General features: G+C 59.5%; 19 protein-coding genes. 8 read left to right on the top strand and 11 right to left on the bottom strand.

Features of this window, described 5'->3' with window-relative positions; translation table 11 throughout:
• Positions 1–11 precede the first annotated feature (11 nt).
• The 5 genes from pyk to gcl all read right to left on the bottom strand — a co-directional run bounded on the left by pyk (position 12) and on the right by gcl (position 6,413).
• Positions 12–1,427 carry a pyruvate kinase gene (gene pyk / locus AACY44_RS01585; protein ID WP_339529692.1) on the bottom strand — a complete coding sequence of 472 codons (1,416 nt, stop codon included), beginning with the start codon at positions 1,425–1,427 and terminating at the stop codon, positions 12–14.
• On the bottom strand, positions 1,417–2,697 hold the full coding sequence (locus AACY44_RS01590; RefSeq protein ID WP_339436673.1) for a glycerate kinase type-2 family protein: 1,281 nt from the start codon (positions 2,695–2,697) through the stop codon (positions 1,417–1,419). The genes pyk and AACY44_RS01590 overlap by 11 nt, the downstream gene beginning before the upstream one ends.
• Positions 2,698–2,781: 84 nt before the next feature.
• Complete coding sequence (locus AACY44_RS01595; protein ID WP_339414695.1) at positions 2,782–3,672, bottom strand: 2-hydroxy-3-oxopropionate reductase; 891 nt, start codon at positions 3,670–3,672, stop codon at positions 2,782–2,784.
• Between the two features lie 172 nt (positions 3,673–3,844).
• Entirely contained in the window at positions 3,845–4,627 is a 783-nt protein-coding gene (hyi, locus tag AACY44_RS01600; protein WP_339414694.1) for a hydroxypyruvate isomerase, read from the bottom strand.
• Positions 4,628–4,637: 10 nt separating this feature from the next.
• Complete coding sequence (gene gcl / locus AACY44_RS01605; RefSeq protein WP_339436674.1) at positions 4,638–6,413, bottom strand: glyoxylate carboligase; 1,776 nt, start codon at positions 6,411–6,413, stop codon at positions 4,638–4,640.
• Positions 6,414–6,680: 267 nt separating this feature from the next.
• On the opposite strand from gcl, the gene AACY44_RS01610 reads away from it, so the two are divergent.
• Positions 6,681–7,121 carry a GlcG/HbpS family heme-binding protein gene (locus tag AACY44_RS01610; RefSeq protein WP_339427792.1) on the top strand — a complete coding sequence of 147 codons (441 nt, stop codon included), beginning with the start codon at positions 6,681–6,683 and terminating at the stop codon, positions 7,119–7,121.
• Between the two features lie 129 nt (positions 7,122–7,250).
• Here AACY44_RS01610 and AACY44_RS01615 read toward each other — a convergent pair whose 3' ends face one another.
• Positions 7,251–7,709 (bottom strand): REP-associated tyrosine transposase, encoded by a 459-nt coding sequence (locus tag AACY44_RS01615; RefSeq protein WP_339414692.1) that lies wholly within the window; start codon positions 7,707–7,709, stop codon positions 7,251–7,253.
• Positions 7,710–7,918: 209 nt separating this feature from the next.
• Positions 7,919–8,524 (bottom strand): TetR/AcrR family transcriptional regulator, encoded by a 606-nt coding sequence (locus AACY44_RS01620; protein WP_339414691.1) that lies wholly within the window; start codon positions 8,522–8,524, stop codon positions 7,919–7,921.
• Positions 8,525–8,658: 134 nt separating this feature from the next.
• Between AACY44_RS01620 and AACY44_RS01625 the strand changes: the two genes are divergently transcribed.
• Complete coding sequence (locus AACY44_RS01625; RefSeq protein WP_339414690.1) at positions 8,659–9,573, top strand: DUF808 domain-containing protein; 915 nt, start codon at positions 8,659–8,661, stop codon at positions 9,571–9,573.
• 55 nt (positions 9,574–9,628) lie between these two features.
• Here AACY44_RS01625 and AACY44_RS01630 read toward each other — a convergent pair whose 3' ends face one another.
• Together AACY44_RS01630 and AACY44_RS01635 are read right to left on the bottom strand one after the other, a co-directional pair.
• Entirely contained in the window at positions 9,629–10,417 is a 789-nt protein-coding gene (locus AACY44_RS01630; protein ID WP_339414689.1) for an MlaA family lipoprotein, read from the bottom strand.
• The gene (locus AACY44_RS01635; RefSeq protein ID WP_339414688.1) at positions 10,410–11,708 is read right to left on the bottom strand and encodes a serine/threonine protein kinase; all 1,299 of its coding nucleotides are present in this window, start codon (positions 11,706–11,708) and stop codon (positions 10,410–10,412) included. The genes AACY44_RS01630 and AACY44_RS01635 overlap by 8 nt, the downstream gene beginning before the upstream one ends.
• Before the next feature lie 235 nt (positions 11,709–11,943).
• Between AACY44_RS01635 and AACY44_RS01640 the strand changes: the two genes are divergently transcribed.
• Entirely contained in the window at positions 11,944–12,312 is a 369-nt protein-coding gene (locus AACY44_RS01640; RefSeq protein WP_339436677.1) for a hypothetical protein, read from the top strand.
• A gap of 33 nt (positions 12,313–12,345) precedes the next feature.
• Here the strand turns inward: AACY44_RS01640 and AACY44_RS01645 are convergent, their stop codons facing one another.
• Positions 12,346–13,899 carry a glycoside hydrolase family 17 protein gene (locus tag AACY44_RS01645; RefSeq protein ID WP_339497412.1) on the bottom strand — a complete coding sequence of 518 codons (1,554 nt, stop codon included), beginning with the start codon at positions 13,897–13,899 and terminating at the stop codon, positions 12,346–12,348.
• 333 nt (positions 13,900–14,232) lie between these two features.
• On the opposite strand from AACY44_RS01645, the gene AACY44_RS01650 reads away from it, so the two are divergent.
• The 3 genes from AACY44_RS01650 to AACY44_RS01660 all read left to right on the top strand — a co-directional run bounded on the left by AACY44_RS01650 (position 14,233) and on the right by AACY44_RS01660 (position 17,268).
• Positions 14,233–15,084 (top strand): glycine betaine ABC transporter substrate-binding protein, encoded by an 852-nt coding sequence (locus tag AACY44_RS01650; protein ID WP_339414685.1) that lies wholly within the window; start codon positions 14,233–14,235, stop codon positions 15,082–15,084.
• A gap of 217 nt (positions 15,085–15,301) precedes the next feature.
• Positions 15,302–15,613 (top strand): DUF485 domain-containing protein, encoded by a 312-nt coding sequence (locus AACY44_RS01655; RefSeq protein ID WP_339414684.1) that lies wholly within the window; start codon positions 15,302–15,304, stop codon positions 15,611–15,613.
• Positions 15,610–17,268, top strand: coding sequence for a cation acetate symporter (locus AACY44_RS01660; RefSeq protein WP_339414683.1), 1,659 nt, complete (start codon positions 15,610–15,612; stop codon positions 17,266–17,268). The genes AACY44_RS01655 and AACY44_RS01660 overlap by 4 nt, the downstream gene beginning before the upstream one ends.
• A gap of 158 nt (positions 17,269–17,426) precedes the next feature.
• Here the strand turns inward: AACY44_RS01660 and gltA are convergent, their stop codons facing one another.
• Positions 17,427–18,716, bottom strand: coding sequence for a citrate synthase (gene gltA, locus AACY44_RS01665; protein ID WP_339414682.1), 1,290 nt, complete (start codon positions 18,714–18,716; stop codon positions 17,427–17,429).
• Positions 18,717–19,067: 351 nt separating this feature from the next.
• Here gltA and sdhC point away from each other — a divergent pair, with 351 nt between their 5' ends.
• Both sdhC and sdhD read left to right on the top strand, forming a co-directional pair.
• Entirely contained in the window at positions 19,068–19,454 is a 387-nt protein-coding gene (gene sdhC, locus AACY44_RS01670) for a succinate dehydrogenase, cytochrome b556 subunit (RefSeq protein WP_094950716.1), read from the top strand.
• On the top strand, positions 19,448–19,816 hold the full coding sequence (sdhD, locus tag AACY44_RS01675) for a succinate dehydrogenase, hydrophobic membrane anchor protein (RefSeq protein ID WP_003172805.1): 369 nt from the start codon (positions 19,448–19,450) through the stop codon (positions 19,814–19,816). The genes sdhC and sdhD overlap by 7 nt, the downstream gene beginning before the upstream one ends.

Consider the following 19,816-nt stretch of genomic DNA (forward strand, 5'->3'; position numbering starts at 1 on the left):
CCTTACAGACGCTAAATCAACATCTCTATACGCAACGAGTTCGTCGACCCCGGCTGCCCAAACGGCACCCCCGCCGTAATCACCAAGGTATCTCCGCGCTGCGCCATGCCCTGCGCCTGGGCAATCTCCAGCGCCGTGGAACACACCTCATCCACTTGGCGCAGCCGATCATTCACCACCGAATGCACGCCCCACGCCACGCTCAACCGCCGCGCCGTGGACAGGTTCGGCGTGAGGTTGAGGATCGGCGCCACCGGCCGTTCCCGCGCCGCGCGCAAGCTGGAGCTGCCGGACTCGCTGTAGTTCACCAGCACCGCCACGGGCAGGATGCTGCTGATGCGGCGGATCGCGCAACTGATGGCGTCCGACACCGTGGCATCCGCCTTGGGCCGGCTGACATCCAGTTGGGTTTGGTAGTCCGGGCCGTTTTCCACTTGGCGGATGATCTTGCTCATCATCTGCACGGCTTCCAGCGGGTACTCGCCGGACGCGGTTTCGGCCGACAGCATTACGGCGTCCGCCCCTTCGGCTACGGCATTGGCGACGTCCGTTACCTCGGCACGGGTCGGCGCCGGGGAGAAGCGCATGGATTCAAGCATCTGTGTGGCCACCACCACCGGTTTACCCAGTTGGCGGCAGGTGCTGATGATGTCTTTCTGGATCTGCGGCACGCTTTCTGCCGGCACCTCCACGCCGAGGTCGCCTCTGGCCACCATGATCGCGTCGCTGAGTTCGGCGATCTCCCGCAAGCGTTGCACGGCGGACGGCTTCTCGATCTTCGCCATCAGAAAGGCCTTGTCGCCGATCAACTCGCGGGCTTCGCGGATGTCTTCCGGGCGTTGCACGAATGACAGCGCCACCCAGTCCACACCCAGCTCCAGGCCGAAGCTCAAATCGCACCGATCCTTGGCGGTCAGTGGGCTGAGCTCCAACAAGGCTTGTGGGACGTTGACGCCTTTACGATCAGACAATTCGCCGCCATTGAGCACCGTGGTGTCGATGGCGTCGGTATGTTTGGTGATCACCCGCAGACGCAGCTTGCCGTCGTCCAGCAGCAGGTCCATGCCCGGTTCCAGCGCCGCGATGATTTCCGGGTGGGGCAGGTTGACCCGGCACTGATCACCCGGCGTCGGGTCCAGGTCCAGGCGCAAGGCCTGGCCGCGCAATAGTTGCACCTTGCCCTCGGCAAAACGTCCGACCCGCAGCTTCGGCCCTTGCAGGTCCATGAGGATGCCCAGCGGGTAATTCAACTGGCGTTCGACTTGGCGAATCCACTGGAAGCGCTGGGCGTGGTCGGCGTGATCGCCGTGGCTGAAATTGAGCCGGAAGATATTCACCCCGGCTTCCACCAGCTCGCGGATGTCATCGATACCGTCGGTGGCCGGGCCCAGGGTGGCGAGGATTTTGACCTTCTTGTCAGGCGTCATGGTTGGCAGTCTCAAGAATCAGGATGGCGCGCAAGTCGTTGACGTTGGTGCGCGTCGGCTCAGTGATGATTAAACCGTCGAGGGCGGCGAAGTAGCCGTAGCCATTGTTGTTGTCCAGCTCGTCGCTGGCTGACAGGCCGAGGGCTTCGGCGCGGGCATAGCTGCACGGGGTCATGAGGGCGCCGGCGTTGTCTTCAGAACCGTCAATGCCATCGGTGTCACCCGCCAAGGCGTACACACCGGGCAGGCCTTTGAGGTTGTCGGTAAGACTCAACAGGAATTCCGCGTTGCGCCCGCCACGGCCATTGCCGCGCACGGTGACGGTGGTTTCGCCGCCGGACAGGATCACGCACGGCGCTGCCAGTGGCTGGCCGTGCTGCACGATCTGCCGGGCGATACCGGCGTGCACCTTGGCCACGTCCCGCGCTTCGCCTTCGAGGTCGCCGAGGATCAACGGGCTGAAACCGGCTTGGCGGACTTTCACCGCGACCGCTTCGAGTGATTGCTGCGGGCGTGCGATCAACTGGAAATGGCTGCGGGCGAGTACCGGGTCACCGGGCTTGACGGTTTCCGAGGCTGGGTTCTGCAACCAACTGCGCACCGAGGCCGTGGCGTCGATGTTGTAGCGCTTGAGGATTGCCAGGGCTTGCTGCGACGTGCTGGGGTCACCGACCGTGGGGCCGGAGGCGATCACCGTGGCCTGGTCACCCGGCACATCGGAAATCGCGTAGGTGTAGACCGTCGCGGGCCATGCCGCTTTCGCCAGTCGGCCGCCCTTGATGGCCGAGAGGTGCTTGCGCACGCAGTTCATCTCGCCAATGGTCGCGCCGGATTTGAGCAGGGCTTTGTTGATGGCCTGCTTGTCGGCCAGGGTGATGCCTTCGGCGGGCAGGGCCAGCAACGCCGAGCCGCCGCCGGACAGCAGGAAGATCACGCGGTCGTCTTCGGACAGGTTGCTGATCAATTCAAGCACGCGCTTGGCTACCGCCAGACCGGCCGCATCGGGCACAGGGTGGGCGGCTTCGACCACTTCGATGGTCTTGCACGGCGCGCCGTGACCGTAGCGGGTGACCACCAGGCCGGTGACTTCGCCCTGCCAGCAGTTCTCGACCACGAGGGCCATGGCGGCGGCAGCCTTGCCGGCGCCGATCACGATCACACGGCCGCTGCGGTCGGTGGGCAGGTAGGGTTCAAGGACGTGCCGGGGGTGGGCGGCGTCGATAGCTGTGGCGAACAGCTGGCGAAGCAGGTGTTGCGGATCGACCGACATAAGCGGGCTCCCGGGGGATTCTTGTTATTAGAGTTTCAGCAAATTCGAGCATTGGAACGCGATCAAATGTGGGAGCGATGTGGGTTATTTATCGCGAATCGAAAAATTCGCCATATGCTCCAGGCCCTTGACCAGCGCCGAATGGTCCCAGTTACCGCCGCCAATCGCAGCGCAGGTACTGAACACCTGCTGCGTGCCAGCCGTGTTCGGCAGGTTAATCCCCAACTCCTTGGCACCGGCCAGCGCCAGGTTGAGGTCCTTCTGGTGCAGATTGATGCGGAAGCCCGGATCAAAGGTGCCCTTGATCATGCGTTCGCCATGCACTTCAAGGATCTTCGATGACGCAAAGCCACCCATCAGCGCTTCACGCACTTTGGCCGGGTCGGCGCCGTTCTTGGCGGCGAACAGCAGCGCTTCGGCCACCGCCTGGATGTTCAGCGCGACGATGATCTGGTTGGCGACCTTGGCGGTCTGTCCATCGCCATTGCCACCCACCAGGGTGATGTTCTTGCCCATGGCCTGGAACAACGGCAAGGCGCGTTCGAAGGTCTGTGGCTCGCCACCGATCATGATGCTCAGGGTGCCGGCCTTGGCGCCGACTTCACCACCGGACACCGGCGCGTCGAGGTACTGCGCGCCAGTTGCGTTGATCTTGGACGCGAAAGCCTTGGTCGCCGTGGGAGAGATCGAACTCATGTCGATCACCACCTTGTTGGGCGACAGGCCTGCGGCCACGCCGTCGGCGCGGAACAGCACGTCGTCGACCTGCGGGGTATCGGGCACCATCACGATGATGAACTCGGCTTCCTGCGCCACTTGCTGCGGGTTGGCCAGGGCCACGGCGCCGGCGTCGACGAGTGCTTGCGCAGCCTTGCCGTGGTGCTCGGACAGGAACAGTTGGTGACCTGCTTTTTGCAGGTTGGCGGCCATGGGTTGGCCCATGATGCCGGTGCCGATAAATCCGATTTTAGCCATGAGAAAATCCTCTTGTTATTCGATAGGCAGGCCCAGCTCGGTCTGCCAAGCACCAAAGATCTACTGTGGGAGCTGGCTTGCCTGCGATGGCGATCGTTCAGTTACAGACTGATTGCCTGATACGCCGCTATCGCAGGCAAGCCAGCTCCCACATTGTTTAGTTTTGTGTCTGTTAGATGGCGTTGTGGGTCTTCAGCCAACCCAAGCCCGCCTCGGTGGTGGTCAACGGCTTGTACTCACAGCCAACCCACCCCTGGTACCCAATCCTATCCAAATGTTCGAACAGAAATCGGTAGTTGATCTCCCCAGTCCCCGGCTCATTGCGCCCAGGGTTGTCCGCCAGCTGGATGTGGTTGATCTCACCCAGGTACGCGGCCATGGTGCGGGCCAGGTCGCCTTCCATGATTTGCATGTGGTAGATGTCGTATTGCAGGAACAGGTTGGCGCTGCCCACTTGCTCGCGAATCGACAGGGCCTGCGCCGTGTTGTTCAGGTAGAAACCCGGTATGTCGCGGGTGTTGATCGCTTCCATCACCAGCTTGATGCCCACCGCTTGCAGCTTGTCGGCGGCGTACTTGAGGTTGGCGACAAAGGTTTTTTCCAGGGTTTCATCATCCACGCCTTGTGGCCGAATGCCCGCCAGGCAGTTGATCTGGGTATTGCCCAGCACCTCGGCATAGGCGATGGCCAGCTTGACCCCCGCACGGAACTCCTCGACCCGGTCCGGGTGGCACGCCAGGCCGCGTTCGCCCTTGGCCCAGTCGCCGGCCGGCAGGTTGAACAGCACTTGGGTCAGGTCATGGGCGTCGAGTTGCGCCTTGATTTCAGCGGAGCTGAATTCGTAGGGGAACAGGTACTCGACACCTTCGAAGCCAGCATCGGCGGCCGCTTTGAAGCGAGCAAGGAAGTCCTGTTCGGTAAACAGCATGGACAGGTTGGCGGCGAAACGCGGCATAAGGTTCTCCTTAATCGAGCAGGGAAATGGCAGTCGGCGCATCGTTGCCGACCAGTGCCAGATCTTCGAATTCGTTAACGGCGTTGATCTCGGTGCCCATGGAAATATTGGTCACGCGCTCCAGAATAATCTCAACGATGACCGGGACCTTGAATTCTTCGATCATTTGCTCGGCGCGGCGCAAAGCAGGCGCGATCTGGCTTGGCTCGAACACACGCAGTGCCTTGCAACCCAGGCCTTCGGCGACGGCCACGTGATCCACGCCATAACCGTTGAGCTGCGGCGCGTTGAGGTTGTCGAAGGACAACTGCACGCAGTAGTCCATTTCAAACCCGCGCTGGGCCTGGCGGATCAGGCCCAGGTAGGAGTTGTTCACTACCACGTGGATGTACGGCAGCTTGAACTGCGCGCCCACGGCTAGTTCTTCGATCATGAACTGGAAGTCGTAGTCGCCGGACAGCGCCACCACTTTGCGCGTCGGGTCAGCCTTGACCACGCCGAGCGCCGCCGGAATGGTCCAGCCCAACGGGCCGGCCTGGCCGCAGTTGATCCAGTGGCGTGGCTTGTACACATGCAGGAATTGCGCGCCGGCAATCTGCGACAGGCCGATGGTGCTCACGTAGCACGTGTCTTTGCCGAACACCTGGTTCATCTCTTCGTACACCCGTTGCGGCTTGACCGGCACGTTGTCGAAGTGGGTCTTTCGGTGCAGGGTGGCTTTGCGCTGCTGGCAGTCATTCAACCAGGCGCTGCGATCCTTGAGCTTGCCGGCGGCTTTCCACTCGCGGGCCACTTCAATGAACATCGTCAGTGCCGAGCCGGCGTCGGAAACGATGCCCAGGTCTGGGGTGAATACGCGGCCAATCTGCGTCGGCTCGATGTCGACGTGAATGAACTTGCGACCCTCGGTGTAGACCTCCACCGAACCGGTGTGGCGGTTGGCCCAACGGTTACCGATGCCCAGCACCACGTCCGACTTGAGCAGCGTCGCGTTGCCATAGCGGTGGGAGGTTTGCAGGCCGACCATGCCGACCATCAGCGGGTGATCGTCCGGGAGGGTGCCCCAGCCCATCAGCGTCGGGATCACAGGGATACCCGTCAACTCAGCAAATTCAACAAGCAGTTCGCTGGCGTCGGCATTGATCACGCCGCCACCGCTGACCAGCAGTGGGCGTTCGGCCTGGTCCAGCAAGGCCAGGGCTTTTTCGACCTGGATGCGGGTTGCCCGTGGCTTGGCCAGTGGCAACGGTTGGTAGGCATCGATATCGAATTCGATCTCGGCCATCTGCACGTCGAACGGCAGGTCGATCAGCACCGGGCCTGGGCGGCCGGAGCGCATTTCGTAGAAGGCTTTCTGGAACGCGTAGGGCACTTGGCCGGGCTCCATCACCATGGTCGCCCATTTGGTCACAGGCTTGACGATGCTGGTGATGTCGACGGCCTGGAAATCTTCCTTGTGCATACGGGCGCGGGGTGCTTGGCCGGTGATGCACAGGATCGGGATCGAGTCAGCCCAGGCGCTGTAGAGGCCGGTGACCATGTCGGTGCCCGCCGGGCCCGAGGTGCCGATGCACACGCCGATATTGCCGGCCTTGGTGCGGGTGTACCCCTCCGCCATGTGCGAGGCGCCTTCAACGTGGCGAGCAAGGACGTGATCGATGCCACCCACCTTCTGCAAGGCCGAGTACAGCGGATTGATCGCGGCGCCTGGGATGCCGAAGGCGGTGTCCACGCCTTCACGGCGCATCACCAGGACGGCGGCTTCGATTGCTCTCATTTTGCTCATGGTTTTGGTGCCTCTTGCTTTTTGTAATTGTATACAAGTGGTTTCTGCTTGAAGTGTATTCACGGCCGCCTGCGCAGGTCAATGCATTTTATTTTCTGGCCTGCCTGTGCGTCGGATAGCCTTAAGAGCGAGTTTTATCGACGAATGGCGAATTTGTTTGAAAATATTGTATACAGAAATTCATGTCATTGTGTTCTATTTGTTTGATCGAGCATCTGATCTCTCAGACCTCCACCGCTTTCCCAATAACAAAAGAAGGACGGCACCATGAGCGCTTTAACCTTGAAACTCGCCACCCAACTGGCCAGCCAGGCCCTCAGCGCAGGGCGCACGATTGTGGCGGCGCCCCTGACCATCGCAGTACTCGACAGCGGCGGCCATCTGGTCACTTTGCAACGCGAAGACGGCGCCAGCCTGCTGCGCCCGCAGATCGCCATCGGCAAAGCCTGGGGCGCGATTGCCCTGGGCAAGGGCTCACGGCTGCTGGCGCTGGATGCGCAACAACGGCCAGCGTTTATCGCGGCATTGAACAGCCTGGGGCAAGGCAGCGTGGTGCCGGCGCCGGGGGGGGTGTTGATTCGAAGTCAGGAAGGCATAGTGCTGGGGGCGATCGGGATCAGCGGGGATACATCGGATATTGATGAGCAGTGTGCGATTACGGCGATTGAGGGGGTGGGTTTGATGGCGGATGCGGGGGTGTCGGCTTGATTTGAGGTGAATGAAAGGTCCCCTTCGCGAGCAAGCCCGCTCCCACATTTCGACCGTTTTTCAGCATGAGAATGCGGTCGAAATGTGGGAGCGGGCTTGCTCGCGAAGGGCAGCACCTCGGTCTCTGCTCTAAACCCAAATCGCATCCCACAACGGATAGTCGCCAATCCGCGTCACCAGCCCGGCTCGCAATGGATTGGCCACCACATACCTGGCCATTTTCACCAAGTCATCTTCCTTGCGCAGCGCGCGATCATGAAAGCTGGTTTGCCAAAGCCGACCTTTGCGCCCGGTAGCCCCGTTTACGCTTCGAGTGCTTTTGGATTTCACTTGGCACATCAGATCCCCCAGTGAGCCTTTTTGTAGTTCGAGCAGCCAGTGGAAATGGTCGGGCATCACCACCCAGGCTAGTGAGTTTGCTAATCCTTGATACTGGGCAAGCCTGAATTGCCAGACCACCAAACGGCCCAGATGAAAGTCACTGAATATCGGCACACGTTCGTGGGTATTGGTGGTAATCAGGTAGATGCGGTTGGGTTCGCTGAAGCGCCCAATGCGCAGGCGGTGTGATGTGGCTAGATCAGGCATTCCTTGGCCTCTCTTCAGTGGGGTTCTGAGAGGCTAGATCTAGGTGGCTGATGCTGAATGGTAGGCTTTTGGCAGGATGTGTCTGGGAGGGCGCTTTCGCGAGCAAGCCCGCTCCCACATTGGATCTTGGGTGTTTATACAACTTGTGTCTGACGCTAAATCCAAGTGGGAGCGGGCTTGCTCGCGAATGGCACAGGCACCCCGGTCTCTCAGTCCAACTCACACCCCTTCAGCACCAACCGAATAATCGTCAACGCCGCCGCCTCATAATCGGCCTCATCCAACTTGGCCTTCCCGGTCACCGCCGAGATCTGCCAGTCAAAATCCGCATACGTCTGCGTCGCCGCCCAGATGCTGAACATCAAGTGATGGGGGTCGATCGCCGCGATCAGGCCACGATCCACCCAGCTCTGGAGGCACGCGATATTGTGCTTGGCCTGGGCGTTGAGCTGTTCGACCTGATCAGCGCTCAAGTGCGGCGCGCCGTGCATGATTTCGCTGGCGAAGACCTTCGAGGCAAATGGCAGGTCGCGGGAAATGCGGATCTTCGAACGGATGTAGTTGCTCAGCACCACCGAAGGCTCGCCTTCCGGATTGAACGGCGTGGAAGCCGCCAGGATCGGCTCGATAATGCTTTCGAGCACCTCGCGGTAGAGGTTGTCCTTGGACTTGAAGTAGTAATACACGTTGGGCTTGGGCAGCCCGGCCTTGGCGGCGATGTCGCTGGTTTTGGTCGCGGCGAAGCCTTTGTCGGCAAACTCCTCGCTGGCCGCCCGCAGGATCTTTTCTTTGTTGCGCTCGCGAATGGTGCTCATAAACCAGAGGTTTCCTTGCCAGTACAGGCGGTTGCGCATGGTAGCACCGGCCATCCGCGAGCCTCAACAATGTGCCTGCAACGCTTTGCGCCGCGTTATGCTTGCGCCATCTCACTCTTACGGAAGTCCGATTCATGGCAGGAAGCAGCTTGTTGGTGTTGATCGACGATATCGCCGCCGTGCTCGATGACGTTGCCCTGATGACAAAAATGGCGGCGAAGAAGACTGCAGGCGTGCTGGGTGACGACCTGGCACTCAACGCCCAGCAGGTCTCCGGGGTGCGGGCCGAGCGGGAAATCCCCGTGGTGTGGGCGGTGGCCAAGGGCTCGTTTATCAATAAATTGATCCTGGTGCCCACCGCACTGTTGATCAGCGCATTTGCGCCTTGGGCGGTGACGCCTTTGTTGATGCTTGGCGGTGCCTACCTGTGTTTCGAAGGCTTTGAGAAGCTCGCGCACAAGTTCCTGCACAGCAAGGATGAAGATCAAGCTGAACACGCCCAGTTGGTCGAAGCTGTTGGCGACCCGGCGACCGACCTGGTGGCCTTTGAAAAGGACAAGATCAAGGGCGCAATCCGCACCGACTTCATCCTCTCCGCCGAAATCATCGCCATCACCCTTGGCACCGTGGCAGACGCCCCACTGATGCAGCAGGTGGTTGTGATGTCGGGCATTGCCATCGTCATGACGGTGGGTGTCTACGGGCTGGTGGCCGGCATCGTCAAGCTGGATGACCTGGGCCTGTGGCTCACCCAGAAACCTGGCCAGGTGGCGCGCAGTATCGGTGGTGCCATCCTGCGCGCAGCGCCTTACATGATGAAGAGCCTGTCGGTTATCGGCACGGCAGCAATGTTCCTGGTCGGCGGTGGGATTCTCACCCATGGTGTACCCGTGGTGCATCACTGGATCGAGACGGTCAGCCAGGGGACAGGTAGCGTGGCATGGTGGGTGCCGACGCTGCTGAATGGCGTGGCGGGGATTGTTGCGGGGGCGGTGGTGCTGGCGGTGGTCAGCGTAGTGGGTAAGCTCTGGAAAACCGCGAAGGCATGATCCAATAGCCATAAAAAAGGCCATTCAATCGAATGGCCTTTTTTTATGGCGCTAATTACTCCGCAATCTGCAGCTTGCGCGATTCCGTATAGATGTACCGAACCTTCTCATACTCAAACGGGGAGTTCATCTGACCGTACCGGAAGCTGGTCTGATGACGCCTGTCCACTGCACGCAGTGCCCAGAGTTCCGGATGGTTGGAGCTGACTTCAGCCACATTGAGGAAGTTGATCTGGGTTTCGGCGGTGTAGTCGACCAGCAAACCACCGGTGTCGCGCAGGTTTGACGGGCCGAAGACCGGCAGTACCAGGTACGCGCCGCCAGGCACGCCGTAGAAGCCCAGGGTCTGGCCGAAGTCTTCGCTCTGGCGCGGCAGGCCCATGGCGGTAGCAGGGTCCCACAGGCCGGCGATGCCAATGGTGGTGTTGACCAGGAGGCGCCCGGTGGTCTCCAGGGAGCGGTGGCCCTTGAGCTGCAGCAGGCTGTTCAACAGGTTCGGCACGTCGCCCAGGTTGTTGAAGAAGTTGCTCACGCCGGTGCGCAGGAAACTTGGAGTGACGTAGCGGTAACCGTCGACCACCGGCAGGAATACCCATTGGTCGAAGCGATAGTTGAAGTGGTACACGCGACGGTTCCACGCTTCCAGCGGGTCGTAGACGTTGAGCGCGGTGAGCGTTGAACGCTCGAATTCACGCTGGTCCAAGCCGGGGTTGAACTTGAGCTTGGTCAGCGGCTCCTTGAAGCCGTCTGAGCCAACCACGGTGGGTTCGTGAGCCTTGCTGTTGTCGGCATTGGCCACGCCTGCGCACATCAAGGCGGCAAGCAGCAGAAGATATTTAGCCACGGAAGAACTCCAGCATGGCGTCGGCGTTGACGCGGTAATTGAGGTTGCCGCAATGGCCGCCCAGCGGGTAGACGGTCAAGCGATCGCCGAAGGTTTCGCGCAGGAAACCGAGGTCGCCAGGGCCGAGGATCACGTCGTCGGCGTTGTGCATGACGGCGATCTTCGGGTTGGTGTGCAGGTAGTCCTTGAGGGCGTACAGGCTGACCTGGTCGACCAGTTGCAACAGGCTGCCGCCGTCCGAGCGCGCGCGCCACATCGGGATGACTTGTTCTGTGAGGTAGCAATCGAAGTCGCATTGCAGCGCACGCTTGAGGAACGGCGTGAGGCTGGTGCCTTCGGTGATCGGGTATTTCGGCGGGATGATCAGGCCGCGGCGGTTGATCAGGTCCGAGGTAAAGGCAATGTCGGCCGCCGAGAAGCGGAACGAGGTGCCGATCAGCATGGCCATCTGTTCGTTGGTCAGGTGCTGCTTGGAGTTCTGGAAGTCGTAGAGCAGGGCGTCATTCAGATCGATGTAGCCCTTTTGCTGGAAGTAGCGGGTCAGCTTGTTCAGCACCAACTCATAGAAAGTGGTGGAGTTGTTGATGCCCTTGACCTCGGTCTGTACCAGCTTGTCGAGGTTGGTGATCGACGTGTAGAGGTTGACCGGCGGGTTCAACAGCAAGACTTTCTTGAAGTTGAAGCTGCGGCGTGTCTCGTCGAGTTTGCTGACAAACGCCGCATCCAGTGCGCCGAGGCTGTAGCCGGTGAGGTAAAAGTCGGTGACCGGCAGCGAAGCGTTTTGTGCCCGTACGGCCTGCATCACCCGGTACATATCTTCGGCGTCTTCCTGGGTGATCCCCGGCGTGGCGAAGCGCGAGGCGGCGCTGATGAAGTCGAAGCTGGTCGGCGACGACAGTTGCACCACGTGGTAGCCGGCTTGGTAATACAGTTTTTTCAGGTATTCGTTGATGCTGCTGTCAAAACGCGCACCGGTGCCCGCGATCAGAAAGATCAACGGCGCGGCGCGATCCTGCTTGGCGATGCGGTAGGTGAGTTTCTTCACCGCCCAGAAGTTGTCCGGCAGGCTGAATTCGCGCTCGGGGCGCATGTTCAGGGTGTAGTCGGACTGGTTGATCTCGTCATCGCTCGGCAATTTCGGCCGAAGGTCAGGCGGGGTAGTGGCGATGGTCGCCTCGAACGGATTCGTCAAAGGATAGCCATAGGTGGCCTGGTCGATGTCGACGGCCAGTGCTGACGCACTCAAAAAAAGGCTGCCCAGCAAGGCAGCACAGCGCAAGGAACGGAGCATGACTTAATCCCTAGGAGGAAACGTGCTTAATAAAGTTCGCAGGCTATGACCACCGCTTTGCAACCGAAGTGCCAGCTCTCGGCACGAAAAGTCGGAAAATAACGTCGGAATCGGGGTAATAGTAGCGAGAAGATACACTTTGCCGCCCATTGGTGAACAGTTATCTGCGCGTATACCTTGCTAACGGCCGTCGGAGCATTAAGCTGAGCGCCGTTTTTGCCTATCGGAGTACCTCATGTCCCGTCGTTTGCCGCTGATTTTGCTGCTTATTGCCTTGCCGTTATGGCTGGCCGCCAGTTATGGCGCGCGTTACGGCTTTATGGAAGATGGCCGGTGGGTTGGCATTTGCGCCGATGAGGCCAGCCGCTGGGAGTGTCAGCTGCGTTCGAACCTGGGGTTGATGATTCACTTCAAGGTACTCGGCTGGGCGGCGTTGGTTACGTCGGTCCTGGCGTTTTTCGTGCCGGGTCGTGCGGGATGGGGGTTGGCAGTGCTGGGGATGGTGTTCGGGTTGCCGGCGCTGGCGTTGTACAACACGGCTTTTGCGGTGTTTGCGGTGGTGATTGCGGGGTTGCGTTTGGTCAGGAAGCCTCGTGCTGGTTGATAGAGCCTCTTCGACTTGCTCGCGAAAGCGCCGTTAAGCCTTACGCACCCGCAAGCAACGCCACAAAGCCACAACCATGAGCAGGCTGACCACCGCCCAACCCCAAGCCTGCTGGTTCAACAACCCTTCACGGTACAACTGCGGCGCAATGCCGGCACCGATGATAAAAGCCAGCAGCGCGATCTCCCGACGCGGCCCCGTCACCGGACGTACCAGGTACACCAGAGCAGGCAGCACCAGCGCCGCACTCGGGAAGCTGCGATAACGCGGGTCAAACACCAACGCCAACATCATCACTGCGCCGGCAAACCCGGCAATCGCCACCAGCCAGCCTGCACGCTGCTCCAGCCAGTTGAACGCCCGTTCACGCCAGCCTTCGCGCGCGCTCAAAGCCAGTGCGGCGTGAGCCAGCACCAACAGGTTCAACACCATCAGCAAACCTGCCCACACCCATTCATCACTGAAGCGTGCGGTCACCCGGCTCAGCTCAGCCCAGGTGCCGATGGAGCAGGCGGCGACTGCACCCAGCAGCGGCAGGGCAATGGCGGCGCGCGTGCTGCGTACACGCCCACCCAGCGCCAAGGTGCCCAGCAGGATAACCCCACCCACTCCCAGCCACAGTGACCAGTACGGCACATTGGTCACCGGCCCGGCGAGGATACCCTTGTCCTGGCGATCAGCATCGAACAGGCCCCAGTAACCACCCACGGCGCCTTCGCTGGCGCGCTTCCAGGGCTGGTCAAACGCTTCGATCAGGTTGTAACGCCAGCCATTGGCCTCAGCCATGGCCACAAAGCCGCGCATGAACTTGGCTTCGTTGACCCGGCTTGGCACCGCGGTTTCGCGCTGGCGGCCTTCACTGGGCCAGCCGGTCTCGCCGATCAGGATGTCCTTGGGCGCAAACTTGTTGCCAAAGGTCTGGCGCACATCGCCCACGTGCTTGAGGGCCTGGTCGATGCCGGACGGGTCATCTTCCCAGTACGGCAACAGGTGAATGGTCAGGAAATCCACCGCCGGAGCTATTTCTGGGTGTTGCAGCCAGAACTCCCACACATCCGCATACGTCACCGGCTGCTTGATTTGGCTTTTGACTTTATGGATCAGCTTCACCAGTTGCGTGGCGGTGACTTCCTTGCGCAGCAGGGCTTCGTTGCCGACGATCACCGACGTCACGACATCCGGGCTGGCGTTGGCCGAGGCGATCAACTGGTCGATTTCCTTTTCGGTCGCCACCGGATCGCTGCTGACCCAGGCGCCGGCCATCACCTTCAGCCCATGCTTGCGCGCCATGTCCGGCAAGGCTTCCAGGCCGGTCATGGAGTAGGTGCGAATGCATTCAAAGCGGGTGGCCAGCAGGGCCAGGTCGGCGTCCATGCGTTCCGGGCGCAGTTTGAACGGCTGGTCAAACGGCGATTGGTCTTTGTCGAACGGCGTGTACGACGCGCACTGCATCTTGTGCGTAGCACTGGCGACATCGGGTAACACCACGGGCCGGCCGAGGCCATACCAGTAACCGATCAGGGCCAACAGGCCGAGGAGCAAGGCGAAGAAATAGGTTAGGGCAGGGAAGCGGGCATTCGCGGGCATGGTCGGCTTATCTGGAAGAGCAAAGGCGCGCATCTTACCCGGATTTGGCGCGTGCCAGTGGGGCAGCACAATTTTGACATGCAAAGTTCGGGCGGGATTTTGGCGTCAAGCTCTACAAGCCGTCCTGCTGGCGATGTGATGTCGTTTCCTGCTAGTACAAGGTCGCTGACAGAGCAGGTTCCAAGTCCAGTCAGGTCGATGATCGAAGGGGCAGCACTCCACTGACGGCGCAGCAGCCGGATCGATGCGCATGAAGGGGGTGCGGTGCACCACAGAACAACAGGTTGACGTCGCTCGGCATCCGCTGGGCGCAGCACTTTTCGGGGAAGCACAATGAAGATGCGACGACTCTTGGGCGCAGCTGCCACTTTGGCAGTTGCGATGAGCTGCACACTGGCCAGCGCCGACAGCAAAACCCTGAGCATAGGCTACGTAGATGGCTGGTCGGACAGCGTTGCCACCACCCACGTGGCGGCAGAGGTGATCAAGCAAAAGCTCGGCTATGACGTGAAACTGCAAGCGGTCGCCACCGGGATCATGTGGCAGGCTGTTGCCACCGGTAAGCTCGACGCCATGCTTTCTGCCTGGCTACCGGTCACCCACGGTGAGTATTGGGCCAAGAACAAGGACAAGGTGGTCGACTACGGCCCCAACTTCAAGGACGCTAAGATCGGCTTGATCGTGCCGGAGTACGTCAAGGCCAAGTCCATCGAAGACCTCAAGACTGACACCACCTTCAACAACAAAATCGTCGGCATTGACGCAGGTTCAGGTGTGATGCTCAAGACCGACGAAGCCATCAAGCAATATGGCCTCGACTATAAGCTACAAGCCAGTTCGGGCGCGGCGATGATCGCCGAGTTGGCCCGTGCCGAAGACAAGCAGGAATCCATTGTGGTTACCGGTTGGGTGCCACACTGGATGTTCGCCAAGTGGAAACTGCGTTTCCTGGACGATCCAAAAGGGATTTATGGTGCTGCTGAAACAGTCAACAGTATCGGTAGCAAGGGCCTGGAGAAGAAAGCGCCGGAAGTCGCAGCCTTCCTGAAGAAATTCCAGTGGGCTTCCAAGGACGAAATCGGCGAAGTCATGCTGGCAATACAAGACGGTGCCAAGCCTGATGCGGCGGCTAAGGATTGGGTCGCCAAGCACCCTGAGCGTGTCGCCGAGTGGGTTGGTAAATAAAACCCGACGTGTCTAGATAGCACCTTGCAGGCCCGTCTGGCGTTGTCGTCAGGCGGGCTTTGTCGTTTCTGGGCCAAAGCCTGTCAATTCAGTTAGTGCAAAACTGGCGATAACCCTCATGTCGTTCTAATACTAAGGTCGTCTGGAACCCTTTGTGCAGCCGCATACAGTGGATACGTTCCAATAATAAAAAAGCTGTGCTGCGAGGATAAAAACAATGAACGACAGCATTTACCTCTCGATTCAAAACAGCCCGCGTTTCAAGGAGCTGGTGAGAAAAAGGGAACGGTTCGCCTGGATTCTCTCGGCGATCATGCTAGGGCTTTACTCCGGTTTCATCCTGTTGATCGCCTACGGGCCACACGTGCTGGGGGCAAAGCTCAGCCCCGGCTCGTCGATTACCTGGGGCATTCCCTTGGGTGTCGGGCTGATTGTGTCGGCTTTTGTCCTGACCGGCATCTATGTGCGGCGGGCCAATGGCGAGTTTGACGACCTGAACAATGCGATTCTCAAGGAGGCTGCGCAATGATCCGGCGTCTACTGGCAGTATTCGGCGCTTCGCTCTTTGCTCCGGCCGTTTGGGCGGCGGAGGCATTGACCGGTGAAGTGCAAAAGCAACCGCTGAACATCTCCGCCATCGTGATGTTTGTCGCGTTTGTCGGTGCCACCTTGTGCATCACCTACTGGGCGTCCAAACGTAACAATTCGGCAGCCGACTACTACGCGGCTGGCGGTAAGATTACCGGTTTCCAAAACGGCCTGGCGATTGCCGGTGACTATATGTCGGCGGCGTCCTTCCTGGGGATTTCCGCGCTGGTCTATACCTCCGGTTATGACGGCCTCATCTACTCGATCGGCTTCCTGGTGGGCTGGCCGATCATTCTGTTCCTGATCGCCGAGCGCCTGCGTAACCTTGGCAAGTACACCTTTGCCGACGTGGCGTCCTACCGCCTCGGGCAAGCCCAGATCCGCAGCCTGTCGGCGTGTGGCTCCCTGGTAGTGGTGGCGTTCTACCTGATCGCGCAGATGGTTGGCGCGGGCAAGTTGATCCAACTGCTGTTTGGCCTGGACTACCACGTAGCGGTCATCCTGGTGGGTATCTTGATGTGCATGTACGTGCTGTTTGGCGGCATGCTGGCGACCACTTGGGTGCAGATCATCAAGGCAGTGCTGTTGCTGTCCGGTGCCTCGTTCATGGCGCTGATGGTGATGAAGCACGTCAACTTCGACTTCAACGCCCTGTTCTCCGAGGCGATCAAGGTTCACCCTAAAGGTGAAGCGATCATGAGCCCCGGCGGCCTGGTCAAAGACCCGATTTCGGCATTCTCCCTGGGCCTGGCACTGATGTTCGGTACCGCTGGCCTGCCGCACATCCTGATGCGCTTCTTCACCGTAAGCGACGCCAAGGAAGCGCGTAAGAGCGTGCTGTATGCCACCGGCTTCATTGGCTACTTCTACATCCTGACCTTTATCATCGGCTTTGGCGCGATCCTGCTGGTCAGCACCAACCCGGCGTTCAAAGACGCGGCAGGCGCCTTGTTGGGTGGTAACAACATGGCGGCGGTGCACCTGGCCAATGCGGTGGGTGGCAGTATCTTCCTGGGCTTCATCTCGGCCGTGGCGTTCGCCACCATCCTAGCGGTGGTTGCCGGTTTGACCCTGGCCGGTGCTTCGGCGGTGTCCCATGACCTGTACGCCAGCGTGATCAAGAAAGGCAAGACCAACGACAAGGATGAGATTCGCGTATCGAAGATCACCACCATCGCCTTGGGCGTTTTGGCTATCGGCCTGGGTATCCTGTTCGAAAGCCAGAACATTGCGTTCATGGTCGGCCTGGCGTTCTCCATTGCGGCCAGCTGTAACTTCCCGGTGTTGCTGCTTTCCATGTACTGGAAAAACCTCACCACCCGTGGCGCGATGATTGGCGGCTGGCTGGGCTTGATCAGTGCCGTTGGTCTGATGGTGCTGGGCCCGACCATCTGGGTCTCGATCCTGCACCATGAAAAAGCCATCTTCCCGTACGAGTATCCGGCGCTGTTCTCGATGATCATTGCGTTCGTCGGCATCTGGTTCTTCTCCATCACCGACAAGTCGGCGGCGGCAGAGAAAGAGCGTGCGCTGTACTTCCCGCAGTTTGTGCGTTCGCAAACTGGCCTGGGGGCGAGTGGGGCAGTACAGCACTGAAGCAGCTTTAAGCTACAAGTTAAAAGCAGTGCTGTGTAGAGAAATACCCCTGTAGAGATGCAGGGGTATTTTTTTGCTTGCAGCTTGCAGCTTGCAGCTCACTAAATTCCAGCCAAAAAAAACGGCCTCATTAAGAGGCCGTTTTATTTGGCTGGAATTTAGTGCCGATCTTCCAGCTTGGTGATGTCACGCGACTCGTAGCCGGTGTACAGCTGGCGCGGGCGGCCAATCTTGTACGGGCTGGAGAGCATTTCTTTCCAGTGGGAGATCCAGCCCACGGTCCGCGCCAGGGCGAAGATCACGGTGAACATGCTGGTTGGAATGCCGATCGCCTTGAGGATGATCCCCGAGTAGAAGTCGACGTTCGGGTACAGCGAGCGTTCGATGAAGTAGGGGTCGGTCAGGGCGATCTCTTCCAGGCGCATGGCCAGTTCGAGTTGCGGATCGTTCTTGATGCCCAGTTCCTTCAACACTTCGTCGCAGGTCTGTTTCATGACGGTGGCGCGCGGGTCGCGGTTCTTGTAGACCCGGTGACCGAAGCCCATCAGCTTGAACGGGTCGTTCTTGTCCTTGGCCTTGGCGATGAATGTGTCGATGTTCGAGACGTCGCCGATTTCATCGAGCATGGCCAACACGGCTTCGTTCGCACCGCCGTGGGCAGGGCCCCACAGTGCGGCGATACCGGCGGCGATACAGGCGAACGGGTTGGCACCCGAAGAACCTGCCAGACGTACGGTAGAAGTCGAGGCGTTCTGTTCGTGGTCGGCGTGAAGGATAAAAATCTTGTCCATCGCGGCGGCCAGCACGGGGCTGATCGGTTTGATCTCGCACGGCGTGTTGAACATCATGTGCAGGAAGTTTTCCGCGTACGTCAGGTCGTTGCGCGGGTACATCATGGGTTGGCCCATGGAGTACTTATAAACCATTGCGGCCAGGGTCGGCATCTTGGCAACCAGGCGGATCGCGGAGATTTCGCGATGCTGCGGGTTATTGATGTCGAGGGAGTCATGATAGAAGGCCGACAGGGCGCCGACCACGCCGCACATGACGGCCATCGGGTGGGCGTCGCGACGGAAGCCGTTGAAGAAGGTCTTCAACTGCTCGTGAACCATCGTGTGGTTCTTCACGGTGCTGACGAACTGGGCTTTTTGCTCGGCTGTTGGCAATTCGCCATTTAGCAGCAGGTAGCAGGTTTCCAGGTAGTCCGACTGCTCAGCCAGTTGTTCGATCGGGTAGCCGCGGTGAAGCAGAATGCCATTGTCACCGTCGATATAGGTGATCTTCGACTCGCAAGAGGCGGTCGACATGAAACCTGGGTCGAAAGTGAAACGGCCCGTGGCTGTCAGGCCCCGTACGTCGATAACATCGGGACCAACGGTGCCGGTTAAAATGGGCAGCTCGACGGGGGCTGCGCCCTCGATGATCAACTGCGCTTTTTTGTCAGCCATGTGGCCTCCTATTTATGCTTCAAATCATCAGACAGACCCCCCACGCAGGGCCCGCACCACTATAGTGAGATAAATTCAGATGTCAATTTGCCTAAAGTCTTGCCCCAGAAGGCTTTAAGCGTACTTTTTCCTCGAAATTGACTGCCGTTTACGCCTTTTATCCCGTCAGCGCAATCCGCTATTAGGGTGAGGTGAGCGCGTTGTCATTAGTAACCTAACTGTCTATACTCGGCCACCGACCGCCAAGGGCTTTTGGGCTTGCTTTCATTGGGGGTCGCACTCCCTGGGTGGTGCTTACCTGACCAGTGCACTCCCCGACAACTTTGCCCTGATTGTTAGGGGCTCTTAAGTGTGAAAAAAGCCGTGAATAGCCAACGACCTGTAAACCTAGACCTAAGGACCATCAAACTCCCCATCACCGGCGTTACGTCGTTCCTGCACCGTGTTTCCGGCATCATCCTGTTCCTGGGCTTGGGCATCATGCTTTATGCATTGAGCAAATCCCTGGGTTCCGAGGAAGGTTACGCCGAGGTGAAGGCATGCTTGACCAGCCCGCTGGCCAAGTTCGTAGCATGGGGCCTCTTGTCCGCTCTGCTGTATCACCTGGTAGCCGGTGTGCGCCACTTGATCATGGACATGGGCATCGGTGAGACGCTGGAAGGCGGCCGCCTGGGCTCGAAAATCATCATCGCCATTTCTGTGGTGCTGATCGTTCTGGCAGGAGTTTGGATATGGTAACCAGCGTTACGAACCTATCGCGTTCGGGCCTCTATGACTGGATGGCACAACGTGTGTCTGCGGTTGTTCTCGCGGCTTATTTCATTTTCCTGATCGGATACCTCGTCGCAAATCCGGGCATCGGCTATGAGCAATGGCACGGCCTGTTTTCCCACAATGCGATGCGAATCTTCAGTCTGCTGGCCCTTGTCGCCCTGGGTGCTCATGCCTGGGTTGGCATGTGGACCATCGCGACCGACTACCTGACGCCAATGGCGCTGGGCAAGTCCGCGACCGCAGTACGTTTCCTCTTCCAGGCAGTATGCGGCGTCGCGATGTTCGCTTACTTCGTCTGGGGTGTGCAGATTCTTTGGGGTATCTGA

Origin of the sequence: Pseudomonas sp. RA_15y_Pfl1_P11, from assembly GCF_963970975.1 — a bacterium.
Taxonomy (GTDB): Bacteria; Pseudomonadota; Gammaproteobacteria; order Pseudomonadales; family Pseudomonadaceae; genus Aquipseudomonas; species Aquipseudomonas tritici.

Excerpts from the sequence above, each read along its gene's own strand:
- pyk (WP_339529692.1), bottom strand. The coding sequence starts at position 1,427 with ATGACGCCTGACAAGAAGGTCAAAATCCTCGCCACCCTGGGCCCGGCC.
- AACY44_RS01590 (WP_339436673.1), bottom strand. The coding sequence starts at position 2,697 with ATGTCGGTCGATCCGCAACACCTGCTTCGCCAGCTGTTCGCCACAGCT.
- AACY44_RS01595 (WP_339414695.1), bottom strand. The coding sequence starts at position 3,672 with ATGGCTAAAATCGGATTTATCGGCACCGGCATCATGGGCCAACCCATG.
- hyi (WP_339414694.1), bottom strand. The coding sequence starts at position 4,627 with ATGCCGCGTTTCGCCGCCAACCTGTCCATGCTGTTTACCGAACAGGAC.
- gcl (WP_339436674.1), bottom strand. The coding sequence starts at position 6,413 with ATGAGCAAAATGAGAGCAATCGAAGCCGCCGTCCTGGTGATGCGCCGT.
- AACY44_RS01610 (WP_339427792.1), top strand. The coding sequence starts at position 6,681 with ATGAGCGCTTTAACCTTGAAACTCGCCACCCAACTGGCCAGCCAGGCC.
- AACY44_RS01615 (WP_339414692.1), bottom strand. The coding sequence starts at position 7,709 with ATGCCTGATCTAGCCACATCACACCGCCTGCGCATTGGGCGCTTCAGC.
- AACY44_RS01620 (WP_339414691.1), bottom strand. The coding sequence starts at position 8,524 with ATGAGCACCATTCGCGAGCGCAACAAAGAAAAGATCCTGCGGGCGGCC.
- AACY44_RS01625 (WP_339414690.1), top strand. The coding sequence starts at position 8,659 with ATGGCAGGAAGCAGCTTGTTGGTGTTGATCGACGATATCGCCGCCGTG.
- AACY44_RS01635 (WP_339414688.1), bottom strand. The coding sequence starts at position 11,708 with ATGCTCCGTTCCTTGCGCTGTGCTGCCTTGCTGGGCAGCCTTTTTTTG.
- AACY44_RS01640 (WP_339436677.1), top strand. The coding sequence starts at position 11,944 with ATGTCCCGTCGTTTGCCGCTGATTTTGCTGCTTATTGCCTTGCCGTTA.
- AACY44_RS01645 (WP_339497412.1), bottom strand. The coding sequence starts at position 13,899 with ATGCCCGCGAATGCCCGCTTCCCTGCCCTAACCTATTTCTTCGCCTTG.
- AACY44_RS01650 (WP_339414685.1), top strand. The coding sequence starts at position 14,233 with ATGAAGATGCGACGACTCTTGGGCGCAGCTGCCACTTTGGCAGTTGCG.
- AACY44_RS01655 (WP_339414684.1), top strand. The coding sequence starts at position 15,302 with ATGAACGACAGCATTTACCTCTCGATTCAAAACAGCCCGCGTTTCAAG.
- AACY44_RS01660 (WP_339414683.1), top strand. The coding sequence starts at position 15,610 with ATGATCCGGCGTCTACTGGCAGTATTCGGCGCTTCGCTCTTTGCTCCG.
- gltA (WP_339414682.1), bottom strand. The coding sequence starts at position 18,716 with ATGGCTGACAAAAAAGCGCAGTTGATCATCGAGGGCGCAGCCCCCGTC.
- sdhD (WP_003172805.1), top strand. The coding sequence starts at position 19,448 with ATGGTAACCAGCGTTACGAACCTATCGCGTTCGGGCCTCTATGACTGG.